This is a genomic window from Lutimaribacter pacificus, assembly GCF_900142185.1.
Lineage (GTDB): Bacteria > Pseudomonadota > Alphaproteobacteria > Rhodobacterales > Rhodobacteraceae > Lutimaribacter > Lutimaribacter pacificus.
The window spans coordinates 368623-385660 of the sequence record NZ_FQZZ01000004.1; the positions used below are offsets into that span (position 1 = coordinate 368623).

At 61.3% G+C, this 17038-nt stretch carries 17 protein-coding genes; 2 read left to right on the forward strand and 15 right to left on the reverse strand.

Features of this window, described 5'->3' with window-relative positions; translation table 11 throughout:
- Nucleotides 1-58 precede the first annotated feature (58 nt).
- Together F3H87_RS13215 and F3H87_RS21825 are read left to right on the forward strand one after the other, a co-directional pair.
- Nucleotides 59-2044: a TonB-dependent receptor domain-containing protein gene (locus F3H87_RS13215; protein WP_317511401.1), complete on the forward strand. Its 1986-nt coding sequence runs from the start codon at nt 59-61 to the stop codon at nt 2042-2044.
- 209 nt (nt 2045-2253) lie between these two features.
- The gene (locus F3H87_RS21825; protein WP_188129205.1) at nt 2254-2430 is read left to right on the forward strand and encodes a hypothetical protein; all 177 of its coding nucleotides are present in this window, start codon (nt 2254-2256) and stop codon (nt 2428-2430) included.
- Between the two features lie 87 nt (nt 2431-2517).
- Here F3H87_RS21825 and F3H87_RS13220 read toward each other — a convergent pair whose 3' ends face one another.
- The 15 genes from F3H87_RS13220 to F3H87_RS13290 all read right to left on the reverse strand — a co-directional run bounded on the left by F3H87_RS13220 (nt 2518) and on the right by F3H87_RS13290 (nt 16951).
- Nucleotides 2518-3231 carry an SDR family oxidoreductase gene (locus F3H87_RS13220; protein WP_149788259.1) on the reverse strand — a complete coding sequence of 238 codons (714 nt, stop codon included), beginning with the start codon at nt 3229-3231 and terminating at the stop codon, nt 2518-2520.
- A 59-nt stretch (nt 3232-3290) separates the two neighbouring features.
- Nucleotides 3291-4001, reverse strand: a complete 711-nt coding sequence (locus F3H87_RS13225) for an SDR family oxidoreductase (RefSeq protein WP_188129204.1) — start codon at nt 3999-4001, stop codon at nt 3291-3293.
- A 259-nt stretch (nt 4002-4260) separates the two neighbouring features.
- Entirely contained in the window at nt 4261-5010 is a 750-nt protein-coding gene (locus F3H87_RS13230) for an SDR family NAD(P)-dependent oxidoreductase (RefSeq protein WP_149788257.1), read from the reverse strand.
- A 136-nt stretch (nt 5011-5146) separates the two neighbouring features.
- On the reverse strand, nt 5147-6130 hold the full coding sequence (locus F3H87_RS13235) for a branched-chain amino acid ABC transporter permease (protein WP_223228059.1): 984 nt from the start codon (nt 6128-6130) through the stop codon (nt 5147-5149).
- Nucleotides 6130-7017 (reverse strand): branched-chain amino acid ABC transporter permease, encoded by an 888-nt coding sequence (locus tag F3H87_RS13240; RefSeq protein WP_149788256.1) that lies wholly within the window; start codon nt 7015-7017, stop codon nt 6130-6132. The genes F3H87_RS13235 and F3H87_RS13240 overlap by 1 nt, the downstream gene beginning before the upstream one ends.
- Nucleotides 7018-7062: 45 nt before the next feature.
- Nucleotides 7063-8259, reverse strand: coding sequence for an ABC transporter substrate-binding protein (locus F3H87_RS13245; protein WP_149788255.1), 1197 nt, complete (start codon nt 8257-8259; stop codon nt 7063-7065).
- 44 nt (nt 8260-8303) lie between these two features.
- Nucleotides 8304-9047, reverse strand: coding sequence for an ABC transporter ATP-binding protein (locus F3H87_RS13250; protein WP_149788254.1), 744 nt, complete (start codon nt 9045-9047; stop codon nt 8304-8306).
- Nucleotides 9040-9792 carry an ABC transporter ATP-binding protein gene (locus F3H87_RS13255; protein ID WP_149788253.1) on the reverse strand — a complete coding sequence of 251 codons (753 nt, stop codon included), beginning with the start codon at nt 9790-9792 and terminating at the stop codon, nt 9040-9042. Before F3H87_RS13255 ends, F3H87_RS13250 begins: the two co-directional genes overlap by 8 nt.
- A 617-nt stretch (nt 9793-10409) precedes the next feature.
- Nucleotides 10410-11096 carry a TetR/AcrR family transcriptional regulator gene (locus F3H87_RS13260; protein WP_188129203.1) on the reverse strand — a complete coding sequence of 229 codons (687 nt, stop codon included), beginning with the start codon at nt 11094-11096 and terminating at the stop codon, nt 10410-10412.
- Between the two features lie 123 nt (nt 11097-11219).
- Nucleotides 11220-12113, reverse strand: a complete 894-nt coding sequence (locus F3H87_RS13265; RefSeq protein ID WP_223228060.1) for a MaoC family dehydratase — start codon at nt 12111-12113, stop codon at nt 11220-11222.
- 44 nt (nt 12114-12157) lie between these two features.
- Nucleotides 12158-13324, reverse strand: coding sequence for a thiolase (locus tag F3H87_RS13270; RefSeq protein WP_149788251.1), 1167 nt, complete (start codon nt 13322-13324; stop codon nt 12158-12160).
- Complete coding sequence (locus F3H87_RS13275; protein WP_223228061.1) at nt 13321-13737, reverse strand: Zn-ribbon domain-containing OB-fold protein; 417 nt, start codon at nt 13735-13737, stop codon at nt 13321-13323. Before F3H87_RS13275 ends, F3H87_RS13270 begins: the two co-directional genes overlap by 4 nt.
- Before the next feature lie 14 nt (nt 13738-13751).
- Nucleotides 13752-14636, reverse strand: coding sequence for an SDR family oxidoreductase (locus tag F3H87_RS13280; RefSeq protein ID WP_317511409.1), 885 nt, complete (start codon nt 14634-14636; stop codon nt 13752-13754).
- Nucleotides 14637-14688: 52 nt separating this feature from the next.
- Entirely contained in the window at nt 14689-15177 is a 489-nt protein-coding gene (locus F3H87_RS13285) for a MaoC family dehydratase (RefSeq protein WP_149788249.1), read from the reverse strand.
- 175 nt (nt 15178-15352) lie between these two features.
- Nucleotides 15353-16951 (reverse strand): class I adenylate-forming enzyme family protein, encoded by a 1599-nt coding sequence (locus F3H87_RS13290; protein ID WP_149788248.1) that lies wholly within the window; start codon nt 16949-16951, stop codon nt 15353-15355.
- Nucleotides 16952-17038: the final 87 nt, after the last annotated feature.

The window sequence follows — 17038 nt, forward strand, 5'->3', positions numbered from 1 at the left end:
CGCAGCCAGCTTCCCGCCAGCCTTAATTTCGTGAGGATTGGAAAGGGAAGGAACCCGCGTGAACCACTCTGTCAAAACCGCGCTCATGATGAGCGCCGCGCTGCTTTGGGCAATGCCCGTGGCGGCCCAGGAAGCCATAACCGAACTGGACGAGGTCGTTCTGGGAGAAAGCAAACGCGAGGTCAAAACCGACATCGCAACATCCGAAACAACCGTCGACCAGGAAGAGATCGAGGACAGGCAGGCCAGCACCATCGCCGAACTGGCCGATTCCGTGCCGGGCGTGACGCTGGTCAACGGCCAGACGCCGCAGGGTTCGGGCATCAATATCCGCGGCTTCGGCGCCACCGGCACCTATGGCAGCGACCAGAAGGTGCTGATCCAGGTCGACGACGCCGATGTCGGGGCCGAGGAACTCTATCGGATCGGCACGCAGCTTTACACCGATCCCTCGCTTTACAAGCGGGTGGACGTGATCCGCGGCATGGCCGGCACGTTCGAATACGGGTCGGGCGCCATCGGCGGCATGGTGCGGCTGGAGACCAAGGATGCGTCGGATTTCACCGGGGGCCTGCCGGGGGTAAGGCTGCGCCAGACGCTGCAATTCTCGTCCAACGGTGACGGTATTACGAGTTCGACCATCATGGCATGGCAACCGACGGCCGATTTCGAGGTGCTGGGCAACTACACCTACTCCACCCAGGACACCCAGACCGACGGATCGGGCAACGCGATCGGGAATTCGGCATTCAGCCTGCCAAGCTGGCAACTCAAGGTCAGGAAAACCTTTGGCGAGGGCGATCATTCGCTCAGCTTCTCGCTGACCGATACCAGTTCGGACGACAAGGACGTGCCTTACGACACCTTCGTGACCACCGGGGGCAGTTTCGGGAATGTCGACCGGCAGATCCGGTCGCGCACGGCGACGCTGGGTTATAACTACAACCCGCTCGACAACGACATGATCGACCTCGATGTCATCCTGTCCTACGCCGACCAGAAGATCGACCAGAGCTATGTTCCGGGCAGCTCACCCCTGGAAGGCACACCGACCTTCCCGTTCCTGCAGCCGCTGGTCGATGCCGATCACCGCTATGAGACGACCAAGCTCACGATGAAGAACACCGCGCGGTTCCAGACCGGCCTCATGGGGCACAACCTGCGCACCGGGATCGAGCTGAAGCACAAGGAGCGGCTGGATGCCTCGTCGGCCCCCGGCGGAACCGACAAGCGTCTTGCCCTGTTCATCGTCGACGACATCACCATCGGCGACCGGCTGACCCTGACGCCCGCCCTGCGCTATGAACGCCAGAAGGTCGGCAACGATGCCGTCAGCTATTCCAACAACGCGCTGATGGGGGGCGTTTCGGCCTTCTACAAGCTCGATGGCGGATTTGCCGTGTTCGGCTCGGCGGCCTTTGCCGAGAACCTGCCGATCATCGACGACCTGGACAACCCGACCTACATGACGCAAAGCGAAAAGGCCCGCACCTTTGAACTGGGCCTGTCCTACGATCGCTTCGATACGTTCACTTCCGGGGACACATTGTCCTTCAAGGTCACGGCCTACAAGACGCAGCTTTGGGATGTCACCTCGTACACGACATCGACGGCGACGCCGATCGGGGATGCCGATCTCGAAGGGGTTGAACTCGAAGCCGCCTACAGCCTGTCCTCGGGGTTCTACATGGACCTCAACGCCAACATCCAGCGCGGCACCTATTCCACCCCCGCGCCGGGCGGCGACTGGTCCGGCATCCCGGCGGACCAGCTGCGCGTGACGTTCGGCAAGAAGTGGCAGGACGAGCTGGACCTGAGCTGGGAAGTCGTCGCCAACCGCGAAATGACGCGCTCGACAACGCCCAGCCCGTCGAACGTGGTGCACAACCTGCGCGCCACCTACCGGCCGCAGCATGGCCTGCTGGAGGGCACGGAACTGCGCCTGGGCATCGAAAACCTGTTCGACAAGGATTACACGCCGCACCTTGCGACACGGGTCGCGCCTGGCAGGAACGTGAAATTCACCCTGGCAAAAACCTTCTGAACCATCCGGTTCGTTCAAGGGGGGCGCCACGCGGTGGCGCCCCTTTTGCTTTGGGAAAGGACAGGCACGCCGGATGGCCGGGGACAAGGGGGGCTCGACCCCGGGCGTCGTGCAACCGAAAAGGACGGGCGGCAGCCCGTCCTTCAATTTGGTGCAATCGAGTGCTTGTTAACGGCTCGACCACGAATTCTGAATGTGAGGGAGCCACCATGCGGCCCGGCCTGGACATCGGCGACAACGAAAGCGGCACGATCAAGGATGCAACCCAACAGCTTGACCTGGAAATGACGCTGAGGGGCGCACGCACCGATGGCGAGTTCCTGCACACGCGCCGCGCCGACGGACAAAGCCTGCTTTGCCTCCTACGTTCGGCACCATCATTCTGATCGCACCGGAGTCACCAGTCACGGTCGCGGCGGCCAGCCGGTCAACGGATGCCATATCGCGCTGCTGCCCGCCGCATCCGGTTCGCCTCAATTCGCGCAGAGACCTGCATCGACGGGCAGCACGACGCCGGAAATGCTTGGCACCTCGTCCGAGCACAGGAAGGCCGCGACCCGCGCAAGCTCGTCCTCGGTCACAAGCCGGCGCAGCGGCGTGATCTCGCGCGCCGTGTCGCTGCCGCCCTGCCGCGCGCGCAGCTTCGCCCCCTCGCCTTTCATGGGCTGCGCCATGAAGCCCGGCGCGATGCTGTTGACGCGGATGCCGCGCGGTCCGTACGCCACCGCATAGACACGGGTCAGCGACTCGATCCCCGCCTTCGACGCCTGATAGGCATAGGCATCGCCGACACGCCCCATGAAGGCGGACATACTGCTGAGCAGCAGGATGCTGGCGCCATCGCCGAGGTGTTCGGACGCAGCGTCGCAAACCAGAGCCGAGCCCTTCAGGTTCACGTCGATCACCCGCGAAACCGCCCCGACATCGGCCGAGCCGGGCGGTGTGGACAGCAACAGGCCATGCGCCAGCACGATGGTCTTGATTTTGCCCAGCGCCTTAGCCGCGGTAAACATGTCGGCCACGCTGGCCGGGTCGGTCACGTCGCATTGCACGAAGCTCTGCCCCTCGGGCACCGGCCGTTCGTCGAGATCGGCGACAACCACCCTGAGCCCGCGTTGCTGGAAAAGGTCGGCAATCGCCGCCCCGATGGTGCCCGTGCCGCCGGTAATGATGGCAATATCCTGCATGATGTCTCCTCCTCCTCGATTTCCAGATCGGCAGCGGGCCGAGGCCCGTCCGATACGCTTCAGATCGCCCGCATCCCCGAATCCACCGGCAGGACAACGCCGGTGATCGTCGGTGCGCGGTCCGAGCACAGGAAGGCCGCCGCTTCGGCGATCTCGCCCTCGGTGACAAGGCGGCGCAGCGGCAGGGCCTGCCTGGCCTTTTCGTTGCCGCCCAGCCGCTCGCGCACTTCTTCTCCGCCCTTCATCGGCTGAACCATCGACCCCGGCGCGATGCAGTTCACGCGGATGCCGTTCGGGCCATAGGTCACCGCGTAGACGCGGGTCAGCGATTCGATCCCTGCCTTCGATGCCTGATAGGCAAAGGCAAAGCCCAGCCTGCCCATGAAAGCGGACATGCTGCTGACAAGCAGGATGCTGGCGCCGTCGCCAAGGTAGCCAGAGGCGCTGTCACAGACCAGCGCCGTGCCCTTCAGGTTTATGTCGATGATCCGGGAAACCACGTCAGGGTCGGCCGAACCGGGGATCGTTTCCAGGCCGATGCCATGCGCAACCACCACTGTGGTGATCGTGCCCAGCGCCTGCGCCGCCTCGAACAGCGATGTCACGTCCGCGGGATCGGTCGCGTCGCAGCGCACGAAAACCTGTCCGTCCGGCACCGGCCGTTCATCGACATCGGCGATGACGACGGTTTGCCCGTCCCGTTGAAAGCGGTCGGCGATCGCCGCCCCTATCGTGCCGGTTCCGCCGGTAATGATGGCAACCTTTTGCATTCGTCCTAATCCTCCCCCCTTGTTCGATCCGAAGGCCGGATCGGTCCAACCCGGTATTCCAGCCCCCCATGCCCGTCCGGGCCCGGCCCGCGGCGATGGCGAATGAGGGAAGATGGAAACGCAGCTTGCCGGCCCTCCCAAGCCCGTCCGCCGCATCAGGTTCGTCAACTGTCGGGTGCCGGACAGCACCGGTCAAATATCTCTTTCGCAGCGGTCCATAACGAGTTTCTTATGAAACGCCGGCCATCGGCGGCGGCGATCACCCGCGATGGAACACCGCGCTGGCACCGCCGTCGACGACCAACACATGCCCCGTCACGAACGAAGCCTCGGGACTGGCCAGGAACAGCACAGCATTGGCGACATCGTCCACGGTACCGGCACGACCGAGAGGGGTGGCACCTATGGTCATGGCACGGAAGCGTTCGTTCGTCGCCAGCCGCCCGGCGGTTGCGGCCGTTTCGACGATACCGGGGGCAACGGCGTTGACGCGCAGCCCCTCGGGGCCATATTCCGCCGCCATCTGGCGCGTCAGGCCGATTATTCCGCCCTTGGCCGCGGCATATGCCGCAATGCCTGGAACGCCCGTGAAACCCAGCGTCGATGCCATGTTCACGATGTTACCCCGCGCTTCGCACAGATGGGGCAAGGCTGCGCGCGACATGCGGAACGTGATCCGCAGATTCAGATCCAGCCAGGTGTCGAGATCCTGATCGCTGGTCAGATGGACAGGCGTTCCATTTCCCTTACCGACATTGTTGACGAGAACCGAGAGACCGCCAAAGGCCTTGACGCAGGCCGCTACCGGCTGCCCGGCGGTATCGGGAACCGACAGATCGGCCGCCATCGGCCTTAACCGGGGGCCGGACGGCAATGTCGCCAGGGCGCCATCGTCCCGGTCGACCGCCAGAACACAGGCCCCGGCCCCGTGCAGCTTAAGCGCGATGGCCCGGCCGATTCCGTTACCTGCGCCGGTTACCAGAACGGCCTGGTCCTGAAGTCTCTCCATATCCTATCCGCCAGTTGCCCGAAGGGTCTTGCCGGTCTGAAACCACCGTTCCGCGACCCCGCCGGACGACCGCATTTCATAGGCCGTCCGGTCGCTTTCGAGAAGGGCCGGTTTCATGGCTTCAGCAGAGCACGGCCTAAAACGGCTTTTTGAGGGCTTTCGAGATCACTCCGACAATGCCTTCACGGAAAAGCATCACCGTGAACACGAAAATCACGCCCTGGATGATCGTGACCCATGCTCCGAACGTGGCAAGATAGTTCTGCATGGTGACGATGACGGCGGCCCCCACGATCGGGCCGAACACGGTGCCGACACCGCCAATCAGCGTCATGAGCACCACCTCGCCCGACATCGACCAGTGGACATCCGTCAGCGAAGCAAGCTGGAACACGATCGCCTTTGTGGCACCGGCCAGCCCGGCAAGGGTGGCCGACAGCACGAAGACCGTAAGCTTGTAACGGTTGACCCGGTACCCGAGCGAAACCGCGCGTTGCTCGTTCATGGAAATCGCCTTCAACACCTGCCCGAACGGCGAGTAGATTATGCGATAGATCAGCAGCATCCCCGCGGCGGTGATTGCAAACACCACGAAATACAGGACCAGATCGGAATTCAGGCTAAGCAGGCCGAACAGGTCGCCGCGCGGTACCGCCTGGATGCCGTCTTCTCCGCCGGTGAACCCCGCCTGCAGCGAAAAGAAATATACCATCTGCGCAAAGGCGAGCGTGACCATCGCGAAGTAAATGCCCTGGCGACGGATGGCGAGCGCACCGATGACAACCCCAAGGACCAGGGCCGACAGCGTGCCGCACAGGATGGCAAGCTCTGGCGTCAGACCCCAGACCTTTGCCGCGTGAGCCGACACATAGCTCGCGCTTCCGAAAAAGGCGGCGTGCCCAAAAGAGAGAAGGCCGCCAAACCCCAGCAGCAGGTTGAAGGCGCAGGCGAACAGCGCAAAGCACAACACCTTCATCACGAAGATGGGGGCCAGCAGAAACGGCGCGATCAGGCCAGCCGCCAGCAGGCCGATGAAAATCACCGCATGGTGACGCGGCAGGCTGGCTTGCTTGTCATGGACGGCAAAGCTGGCTGACTTGGTTTCATTCATGATCGACATCACACGGTCCTCCCGAACAGGCCGGCCGGTTTGATCAGCAAGACAATCGCCATGATGACAAAGATGACCACGGACGATGCCTCGGGGTATACGACCTTGGTCAGGCCCTCGACCAGGCCGAGCCCCAGGCCGGTGAAGATGGAGCCGAGGATCGAGCCCATACCGCCAATGACGACGACAGCGAAAACGATGATGATAAGATCCGCTCCCATGTTGGGGTTCACAGAATAGATCGGGGCGGCAAGCACGCCGGCAAATGCCGCCAGCGCCACACCGAAGCCGTAGGTGAGCGTGAGCATACGGGGCACGTTGATACCGAACGCCCCGAGCATCACCGGGTCCTCGTTGGCGGCGCGCAGATATCCCCCGAGCCGCGTTTTCTCGATCAGGAACCAGGTGGCCAGACAGACGGCCAGCGCGACGATCGCCGCCCACATGCGATAGTTGGGAAGGTACATGAAGCCGAGATTCTGGCCGCCGGTAAGCTGCGGCGGAACGCTGTAGGGCAAACCGGACACACCGTAGGCGTTGCGCAGGACACCCTGGAGTATCAGGGCAAGCCCGAAGGTAAGAAGCAATCCGTAAAGATGGTCGAGGTGGTACAGCCTGGAAATCAGCACCCGCTCGACGATCATGCCAAGCACCCCGACGATGATGGGCGCCAGTAACAGCGCCCACCAATAGCCGATCCCCAGATAGGCCAGGAGCATCCACGCCACGAAAGCACCAAGCATGTATTGCGCGCCGTGGGTGAAGTTGATGATGTTCAGCAGCCCGAAAATGATCGACAGGCCCAATGACAGGATCGCGTAGAACGACCCGTTGATAAAGCCGAGCATGAGCTGCCCGAAGAATACCTGCGGCGATATGCCTAAAGATTCGAACATCCGTGTTTCCTGTAGATTATCGTGAGATCCGGTCAGTCCCGATGCTTACTGGGCCAGCGGACAACCGCCATCCTCGATCGGCCGGAAGGCAAGGTCCGCCGGAATTGTCGACACGACCTCGAAGTAATCCCACGGCCCCTCGGACGCCGACGGTTCCTTCACCTTGAACAGATAGGCGTCATGGATCTTGCGGCCATCGGCGCGAATCCTGCCCTTTCCGAACAGCGGGTCGTCAGTCGGCGTGTCCTTCATGTTCGTGACGACCGTATCCGCATCGGTCGTGCCGGTGGCCTCGACCGATTTGAGATAGTGCAGAACCGCCGAGTAAACCCCCGCCTGCATCATGCTGGGCTTGGTGCCCATTTTCTCTTCGAAGCGGGCCGACCATTCGCGCGTTCCCTCGTTGAGGTTCCAGTCGAATACCGAGGCGAACAGCAGCCCTTGCGAGGCTTCGAGGCCCAGCGAGTGCACATCGTGAATGTTCAGCATGATGGCCGCGATGGATTGCCCGCCCTGTGTGACGCCGAATTCGCGCGCTTGCCGGACGGCATTGATCATGTCCTGACCGCTGTTGGCCAGTCCGATCACCTTTGCGCCCGAAGCCTGGGCCTGAAGAATGAACGACGAGAAATCCTGCCCCGGGAAGGGATGCGACACCGAACCGAGAACCTCGCCCCCGTTTTCCTGAACGACGGCCGAGGTCTGCTCGACCAGGGTGTGACCGAAGGTATAGTCGGGCGCGATGAAGAACCAGCTGTCGCCGCCCGCTTCCAGCACGGCACGTCCCGTTCCATGGGCAAGCATCCAGGTGTCATAGGTCCAGTGAACCGAATGCGGGCTGCAGTCCTCACCCGTCAGACCGGAGCTTGCCGCCGACGAGAAAAGGGCAAGTGCGTTCGAGTCCCGCAGCAGTTCATGCACCGCGAAAGCGGTGGACGATGCCGCGATGTCGACGATGGCGTTCACGTCGTCGTCAAGCCACCGCCGGGCAATGCTGGATGCCACGTCGCCCTTGTTCTGGTGGTCGGCTGAAATCACCTCCACGTTCAGGCCCGGTGATTGGCGCGTAAAATCCTCGACCGCGAGTTCCGCGGCAAAGACCGATCCGGGCCCCGAGGCATCGGCGTAAACCCCTGAAAGATCGGTCAGAACGCCAATCTTCACCGGAATGTCCTGTGCCGATGCGCTGGCCGCTGTCAGCAAAGCCGCGAACGACGTTAGCAAGAATCCTGTTTTCTTCATTTCTTTCTCCTCCCTGTGCGGCGCGTTTGCGCCATTGAAATTTCTCACACGCCCAGATAGGCGCGCAGCTTGTCCAAGTTCTGCTCGAGTTCCTCGCTGGTGAACGTGTCGATTACCTCGCCCTGCTCGACGACGTAATGCCGGTCGGCCACCGTCGAGGCGAAGTGGAAGTTCTGCTCGACCAGGACGATGGTGAAGCCTTCCTTCTTCAGTTTTGCGATGGTTCGGCCGATCTGCTTCACGATGACCGGGGCCAGCCCCTCGGTCGGTTCGTCAAGCAGCAGCATCTTCGATCCGGTCCGCAATATGCGCCCGATCGCCAGCATCTGCTGTTCGCCGCCCGACAGCTTCGTGCCCGGGCTGGACAGCCTTTCCTTCAGGTTCGGAAACAGCTCGTATATCTGCTCGACAGTCATGCCGCCCGGCTTGACCTGGGGCGGCAGCAACAGGTTCTCTTCCACCGAAAGCGACGAGAAGATACCCCTCTCTTCGGGGCAAATGGCGATGCCCGCCCGCGCGATCGCACGGCTGGGCAGGCCGATCATCTCCTGACCGTCGAACTTCACCGAACCGCTGCGCTGACCGAGAACGCCCATGATCGCTTTCAGCGTGGTTGTCTTGCCGGCACCGTTTCGCCCGAGAAGCGTCACCACCTCGCCTTCGCGCACGTCGAATGTAACGCCATGCAGCACGTGGCTTTCGCCATACCATCCTTCAAGCCCCTCGACCGCCAGCAGAGGCGTCCCTGTCCGAGAACCCTTGTCACGTGTCGGTGCCAGCTCAGCCATGATCTTCTCCGATATAGGCTTCGATCACCCGCGCGTCCTGCGAAACGGTGGCATAGTCGCCCTCCGCCAGAACCTTGCCCCTTGCCAGAACCGAAATCGTGTCCGAAAGCGTGGCCACGACCGACAGGTTGTGCTCGACCATCAGGATGGTCCGGTTGACCGAAATTCGCCTTATGAGTTCCGAAATACGCTCGACATCCGCCTGGGCCATGCCGGCCATCGGTTCGTCAAGCAGCAACATGTCCGGGTCGACCGCCAGCGTCGTGGCAATCTCAAGTGCCCGCTTCCGTCCATATGACAGGTCGGCCGCGTGAACATCCCTGAACTCGGACAGGCCGACATCCTCAAGAAGCGCGCACGCCTCGTCATTGAACTGCAACAATACCTTCTGCGAGCGCCAGAAATCGAAGCTGTCACCACGCTGCCTTTGAAGCGCGATGCATACGTTCTCGAGAGCTGTCAAATGCGGAAACACCGCCGATATCTGAAAGGACCGCACGATACCCAGCCGCGCAATATCTGCCGGCGACATGGCCGTAATATCGTGACCCTTGTAGGAAATCGTTCCATGCGTCGGAGTCAGAAACTTGGTCAGCAAATTGAAACAGGTGGTCTTTCCGGCCCCATTCGGACCGATCAGCGCATGAATCTGCCCCCGTTTCACATGAAGATTCACATCATCAACGGCAACAAAACCGCCAAATGATTTGGTCAGGTTGGTAGCACTCAGGAGGACATCATTCATTAGCTATGCCGATCGCTGACATTAAAAGAAAGTAAGCAGGCGCATTACGCCCTGGCGATTAACCCAACGGGAAATTCTTAAATTGCACTTTCAGCGCAATCGGGAATATCTGCCCGGCCCGATATCGACTGCATGGCCACACCGGCCAAAGCGGTTGTGCGGTGCGTTTGTGATACTGGACACCTTGTCTCCACCTCACTCTCCTCCCCCTCAAGAGTAGAATATACCGACTAGTATAATTGTCTAACTTTAGGTAGATTGCCTGTCAAGCCCCGCTGCTCGCGGCGCGGATTTAATCTTGCCTGCACAATGCATGATTTCCACGTCCGCTCGGCAGGGATGGGCATTCTCGACAATCAAAGGGCTCTGGCACATCGTGTCCCGGGCAAAGTGACGGTGATGCAGGGACCGGATTCATCGACAGATGACACCGGCAAAGTGACCGGCGAAATCAGGCGTGGGGCGCGCGAACATATCGGTTCGGCGGGGAACCGGGATCATTTTGGGCGGGTTCGCGCGGTCAGGCAAGCCGCGCAGAAAGGTGACCCACAGCTGTCATAACGACATGGAAACGAACGGCACTTTGGAGAGCCGGCCATGGGAAGCCGACTGTATCGTCACGCTGACTGCAACTTATGATCAAGCGGTGTCGTGCACTTCACCATGTTAAGGCCGAACTGGCCGAGCTTTTGTGCGATGGTTTCCGGGCTGTGACGACCATCCTGCCGATACCAGCGGTGCACCCAGCGCACCATGCCGATTATCGCCATCGACGCCATGCTGGCATCCTCGATCTCGAAAAGGCCCTGGTCGATACCGTCCTGTATCAGCTTGCTGAGGTTGCGATGGACCGACCGTTCGATTTCGGTAGATGCCTTGAGCGCCTCGGCCGACAGGTGTTTCTGCTCCTGGAGAAATACACCGCTCGCCACCTGGTTCAGGATATTCTCGTTCACGAAAAGGCGAATGAAATCCACCAGCGCCTTATCGGGAGAGGCCTCGTTACTCATTATAAGCTGGATCTCGGACAAGAGACGCTCGGCCACCTGCAGATGGACAGCTTCCAATATCGCACGCTTGTTCTTAAAATAGCTGTAGATAAATGGCTTCGTCACGCCGAGTTCATTCGAGAGAAGCTCGATCGTGGTTAATTCATACCCATGTTCAAAAAAACATTTCGACGCAACCTCAAGAATACGGGAACGCTTGAATGCCCGGGTCTGCTCTCGAATACTCTGTCGATCATTCTTTTTCTCATCCGAAAGACGTTTCCGGGGTGTTCGCACCGTCCTTTTGGCGTCCATGGGATTATCGCTTTCTGAATTCATACTGCCATATCAAGCATCCGGTTGTTTTTACCACCATGTCCCGCCTTAGGCCACCCCCAGCCACGCCGTTTCCCGACACACAGGACTGCGACGAATGGGTCATCCGCCGTTCCCGTCGATCAGGGACCGGCCATTGTCGAGAACGATTGTGTCACGCTCTTTTGCGCGGGCCCGGAACGTCACGTCCTCCCCCCGGCGCCACAGTTCGAGATCAATCGTTTCGCCGGGGAACAGGGGGGCCACGAAACGCGCGGCCAGGCTGCGCAGCCGGGCAGGGTCGCCTGCGCAAAGCCGCGTCGTGATCATGTGCGCGACGATGCCAAGGGAACAAAGCCCGTGAAGGATCGGCCGCGGGAACCCCGCCGCCCTGGCGGCTTCGGGGTCGATATGCAGCGGGTTCAGATCGCCGCTCAGCCGATAGATCAGTGCGCTCTGGTTCAGTGTCCCGAATGAAACGATGTCGTCCGGCGCCGTATCGGGAATACCGTGCGGGCGGGCGAGAGGCGCGCCGATCGCTTCAACCGATTGGCCATCGCCTCGGAACAGATAGGTTGTCTCGATATCGCACAGATGCGTGTCGTCCGCCCGGGAATAAAGGCTCCGGCGCGTCACCAGCAGCAGACCCCGCTCCGGCCCCTTGTCCGCGACGGAAACGACCGAGTTTCGCCCGACGACCTCGCCTTCCACGGGCATCGGCGCGTGGAAGGTGGCACTCACCCCGGCATTCACCAGCCTCGAGAAATCAAGCCCGAGCTGCGGGTCCGCGAACCAGGCGCCGGGCGATCCGACAACAAGCCCGAGTGTCGGCAATGCCCTCAACCCTTTCTCATAGAGAAAGGACAATTGCCCCGGGTCGACCGGATCCCCCCCCAGACCGACGCCGAGCGCGTAAAGAATGGTATCTCGCCGCGTGTAGGACTGGGCAGAGTCTGGAATGGGCCAGTTCAGATATGTTGCGTGACTGTGTGGCATGACGTCATCCTGGGTTATCAAGCTCCACGATCGTTGCGGAATTGCTGCTTCGAAACTCGCATCGTTCAAACGGTTGCCGCCGTTCCGAGAATGGCCGTGGACTGAACCGAAAGCACCGCGCCGTTGCCGTGAACCAGCGCGACATCGGCATCCTTCACGGATCGCTCGCCCGCTTCGCCGCGCAACTGCCGGGCGGCTTCGATGATTGCGAAAACGCCGTACATGCCGGGGTGACAGCAGGACAGCCCACCGCCATTGGTGTTCACCGGCAACACGCCGCCGGGGGCGATCGCCCCACCGCTGACAAAGGCACCGCCTTCGCCTTTCGGACAGAATCCGAGATCTTCGAGGAACAGGATCGTGTTGATCGTAAAGGCATCATAGAGCTGGACCAGGTCGACATCGGATGGCCCGAGCCCGGCAGCCGCATAGGCGCGGCGGCCGGATTCGCGCGCGGATGTGACGGTCAGGTCCGGCATGGATGCGATCTGCCGGTGGGATATTTCCGTCGCAGATCCCAACACATAGACCGGGGGCTTCGGCAAATCCTTCACCCGGTCCGGCCGGACAAGAACGATCGCGCCGGCACCGTCGGTTACCAGGCAGCAATCACGGACGGTCAAGGGATCGCTCAACATCCGCGAGGAAAGCACATCCTCGATGGAAAGAGGTTTGCGCATGAATGCCTCGGGATTGAGCTGGGCCCATTTGCGCGCAGCGACGGCAACTTCGGCAAGCTGTTCGCGTGTCGTTCCGAAGTCATGCATGTGCCGCGCGGCCGCAAGCGCATAGGACGAGATCGGGTTGCGCGGCCGATAGGGCGCCTCATACGGAAGCGTATCCAGCAGGGGCGACAGCAAGCGCCCTTTCTTGCCCGCCGCGCCGGTACGCTGATGGCTTCCGTAACAGATCAGCGCGACATCGCATTCACCGGATTGCAGCGCCATGGCCGCCGATTTCAGGAAGCCCACGGTGGATGCCCCACCGAGAAAGGTAGTGTCCGCAAACCGCGGGTGAATCCCCAGATACTCGGCAACCGACAAGCTGGTAAGCGGATGATAGGGGGTTACGGCGAACAGGCCATCGACATCCTTGATGGAAAGGCCGGCATCCTTCAGTGCCGCCGCCGAAGCCGCCGCTAGCAGTTCGAGCGTGTCGTATCCGAATGCCTCGCCAATTCCGGCGGTCGCCGCTCCGGCGATGACCGCGCTACCTCGCAACATGTCGGTCATGGCCGCACCTCCGGGGGAACGAAGACGACGACGGGTTTTCCGCCTTCATCCTTGAGCGACAGCCGCAACTTCATCCCGATCGCAACACGCTCGGGGTCGACATTCTCGACCCGTGACATCAGGCGCGGCCCCTCGGCGAGTTCGACGAGGGCCACGTTGTAATCTCCCCCCTCTTCGGCGCCCTGCCGCACCACGGTCGTCGAGTATACAACGGCATCGCCGGATGCCTCGACGGCCCGCAGGTCGTCGGCGCCACAATGGGTGCAAACAAGGCGCGGATAGAAGATATGCCCGGCACATTGATTGCATTTCTGGATGAGGAATACCCCTTGCGCGAGGGCATCTTCATATGCGCGGGCGGGGCCGGGCCCGTCCGTGCCGGACGCGGGCGAGGTATCGGGAATGGTTTGCACGACGATCCTCCTGCCTAGATCGGATTCCAGGAAAACACGTCGGCAATCGCCTCAAGCGGCGTCAGCGACGATTTGAAGGCAGGCAATGCATGTTCCGCAATGCTTTCCGGCGTCCAGCCCTGCGATTGATGCACCGAGCGAACGGGGCGTGTCTGGTTGTAGAGGAATATCTCGTTCCCGCGCACCGAGAATATCTGCCCCGTGACATTGCTTGCCAGGTCGCTCATGAGGAATACCGCCAGCGGCGCCACCTTCTCGGGCGCCAGCCCCTTGCGGGTCTGCTCGAGCAGTGCTTTCTGATGCTCGGTTTCGCTCGGAAGGTTTGCGGTCATACGGCTGAAGGCCGCCGGAGATATGCAGTTCGACCGCACGCCGAACCGGCTCATATCCAGCGCGATGCAACGGGACAGCCCGACCAGCCCCAGCTTGGCCGCCCCGTAATTCGCCTGGCCGTAGTTCCCGATAAGGCCGGTCGACGATGTCATGTGAACGAACGCGCCGCTCCCCTGATTGCGGAAATGCTCGGCGGCTGCGCGCGACACGTTGAACGACCCGACAAGATGGACCTGAAGCACGGCCATGAATTCGTCGGCGCTCATCTTGTGGAAGATGCGGTCCCGCAAGATTCCGGCATTGTTGACCACGCCGTCTATGCGGCCGAAGGCATCAATGGCGGTCGCTATGATGTCCTGGGCGCTGTCCCATTCGGAAACGCTGTGGTGGCTTGAAACCGCCTGCCCGCCCCTGGCCCGGATTTCGGCGACCACGTCGTCGGCGGGGCTTTTGCTGGCCCCCTCACCCGACACCGAGGCCCCAAGGTCGTTCACGACGACCCTGGCCCCGGCCTCGGCCAGCAGAAGCGATATGCCGCGACCGATGCCGCGGCCGCCTCCGGTCACGACGATCACTTTGTCTGTTACACATTTATCAGTCATTTCACTCGGCCTCCCGTTAATTTGCCCGATGGTTCGCATCCTGAAGTCGGCGCTCGTAAATCGCGCTGATGGAGTCGGAAATGCAGGCGGGCTTGCTGCCGCCCTCGATCTCCATCACGTTGTGAAACCGCGTCTTGTTTCCCGGACCCAGATCTTCGATCGAGACGAGGCTCTGACGAAGCCGCACCCGATCACCGGCACGGACCGGCGATGGCATCCGCACTTTCTCGAGCCCGTAATTGAGTCCGCGTTCGAGCGACTCCAGCGTCCAGATCTGGTGGCTCAGATGCGTGACAAGGGACAGCGTGAGGTAACCATGGGCAAGCGTCCGCCCCTGCGGCAGTTCCCGGGCCGCCCGCTCCACATCGACATGTATCCAGTAATCGTCACCCGTCGCGCGCGCGAAATCGTCGATACGCTCCTGATCAATCAGGACCCAGTCACTTACCCCAAGCTCCGTCCCCACCAGCGCCTTCATCGCCTCGATCGTCTGAATTCTTCGCATCCGGTCATCTCCATCGTGAACGGGAAAATGCGTCCTTCCCATTCGCTTTCAGTTCGGCGCGGCGGGTATGGCTGCAACCGGGCCTTCGCCGGCCATTCACAGCGAAGGTTCGGTTCGGCTTGGCAGACGGGGCGATCGACGCCGGCGATCGGAACCGGATGCGCAAAGCGCCAACTCAATCCTGGTTTTCAAGCAGCTCCCGCTTCAATGCACCCCGGTCGAGCTTTCCTGTCGGCCCCAATGGCAACTGGTTGCGGAAATGGATCTTCTTGGGTCGCTTGAAACTCACGAGCCCTTCCGCTTTGCAGAACCGCAGCAGGTCTTCTTCTGTAACGTGGCCTGTCGTGACAACGGACGCGGTGATGGCGCTGCCCCACCTCGGGTCGGGAACCCCGACCACAGCAGCCTGGCGAACGAGCGGGTGAAGCATCAGGGTTTCTTCGATCTCTTCGCCATGAACCTTGATGCCCCCCGTGTTGATCGTATTGTCAGCACGGCCTTCGAAAAATAGGAAGCCGTCCTCGTCCAGACGGCCCAGATCGCCGGAGCGCCACCACCCGCCGACAAACCTTTCGGCGGTGCGCGCCGCATCGCCGAGATAACCGCTGGCATAGGCAGGTCCCGTGGTGACGATTTCACCGATCACTCCGACGGGAACCTCATACTCGATGCCACCTTCCGGGTCGACTATGCGAAGATCCGCATTGGGAAGGGGGCGCCCGACGCTGCCGATCTTGCCGCGCTCAACGATATCTTCGTGACAACAAAGGGTCGTGCAGGCAGGCCCCATTTCCGACGTCGTGTAGAAAACCTGCACCCGGGCCTGCGGCGACCATGTCAGCACCTGCTTCACGTCACGATCCTGCACCACTTCGCCCGATATGCCGACAGTGTGGACCGAGGAGAGATCGTATTTCTGTGCAATGCTGTCGTCGATCATGCGGAACATTGTCGGGACGCCGGCAACCACGTTCACGGCCTCGGCCTGCACCAGCCGGCAGAATTCCTCGGGATCGAACCGGCGGCCCGTCACGATCGTACCGCCCGCGTTTATGACCGGCAGCCCGGTATAGGCCCAGGCGGCGAAGGACGTGCCCACCATCTGCAAAAATCGGGTTTGCGAGTTGAGCGCACGATAAAGATGGCGGGCGTTGTTCCACTGGCTGATCAGGGAATACTGGGAATGCAGCACGGCCTTGGGCGTGCCCGTTGACCCGGAGGACAAAAGGATTGTCGCCGGATCGTCGGACGATACCTCTGGCAGGGCCAGCGGCGTGGCTGGCCGTTCAAGGCAGCTCGCATAGGTGATCGCATCCGACGGAGCGTTGTCGTCATCGAGAAAGAAGACGGGCACCGGCGTATCCCGCAACAGGTTCGCCCGCTCGGCCAGGGAACAGGTCTCGGCATCCGTTACAACAAGCTTGCAGCCGACATGCGTCATGGCCGCGCTGATACGCTGCTCTGACTCGCGCGCATGCAATATACATGCAACCGCACCGATGCGGTGGACCGCCATGTAGGCAACATAGAACCGCGCGGTATTCTCGCCGATCAGGGCAACCACGTCACCCGGACCGATACCGATATCAAGAAACGTCCCGGCAACGTGCCCGACCTGAATCTCCAGATCACCACCCGTGTAACGCTGCCCATCCGAAATGAGCAGAACATCGTTTCGTGACCATCTGAAGCGGCGATCCAGGGCTGCAGCGATCGACACCGCATGAGCGTGGGACATGTATTTCTCCTCCAACTGCATTCTTTTCTTCAGCATATCGGTATTCGCAAACGGCTCTTCACCAAAACGGCATCATGTTCGATCATCGAAAGAAAGCGACAGGATACCGGCACCGCCTGACCG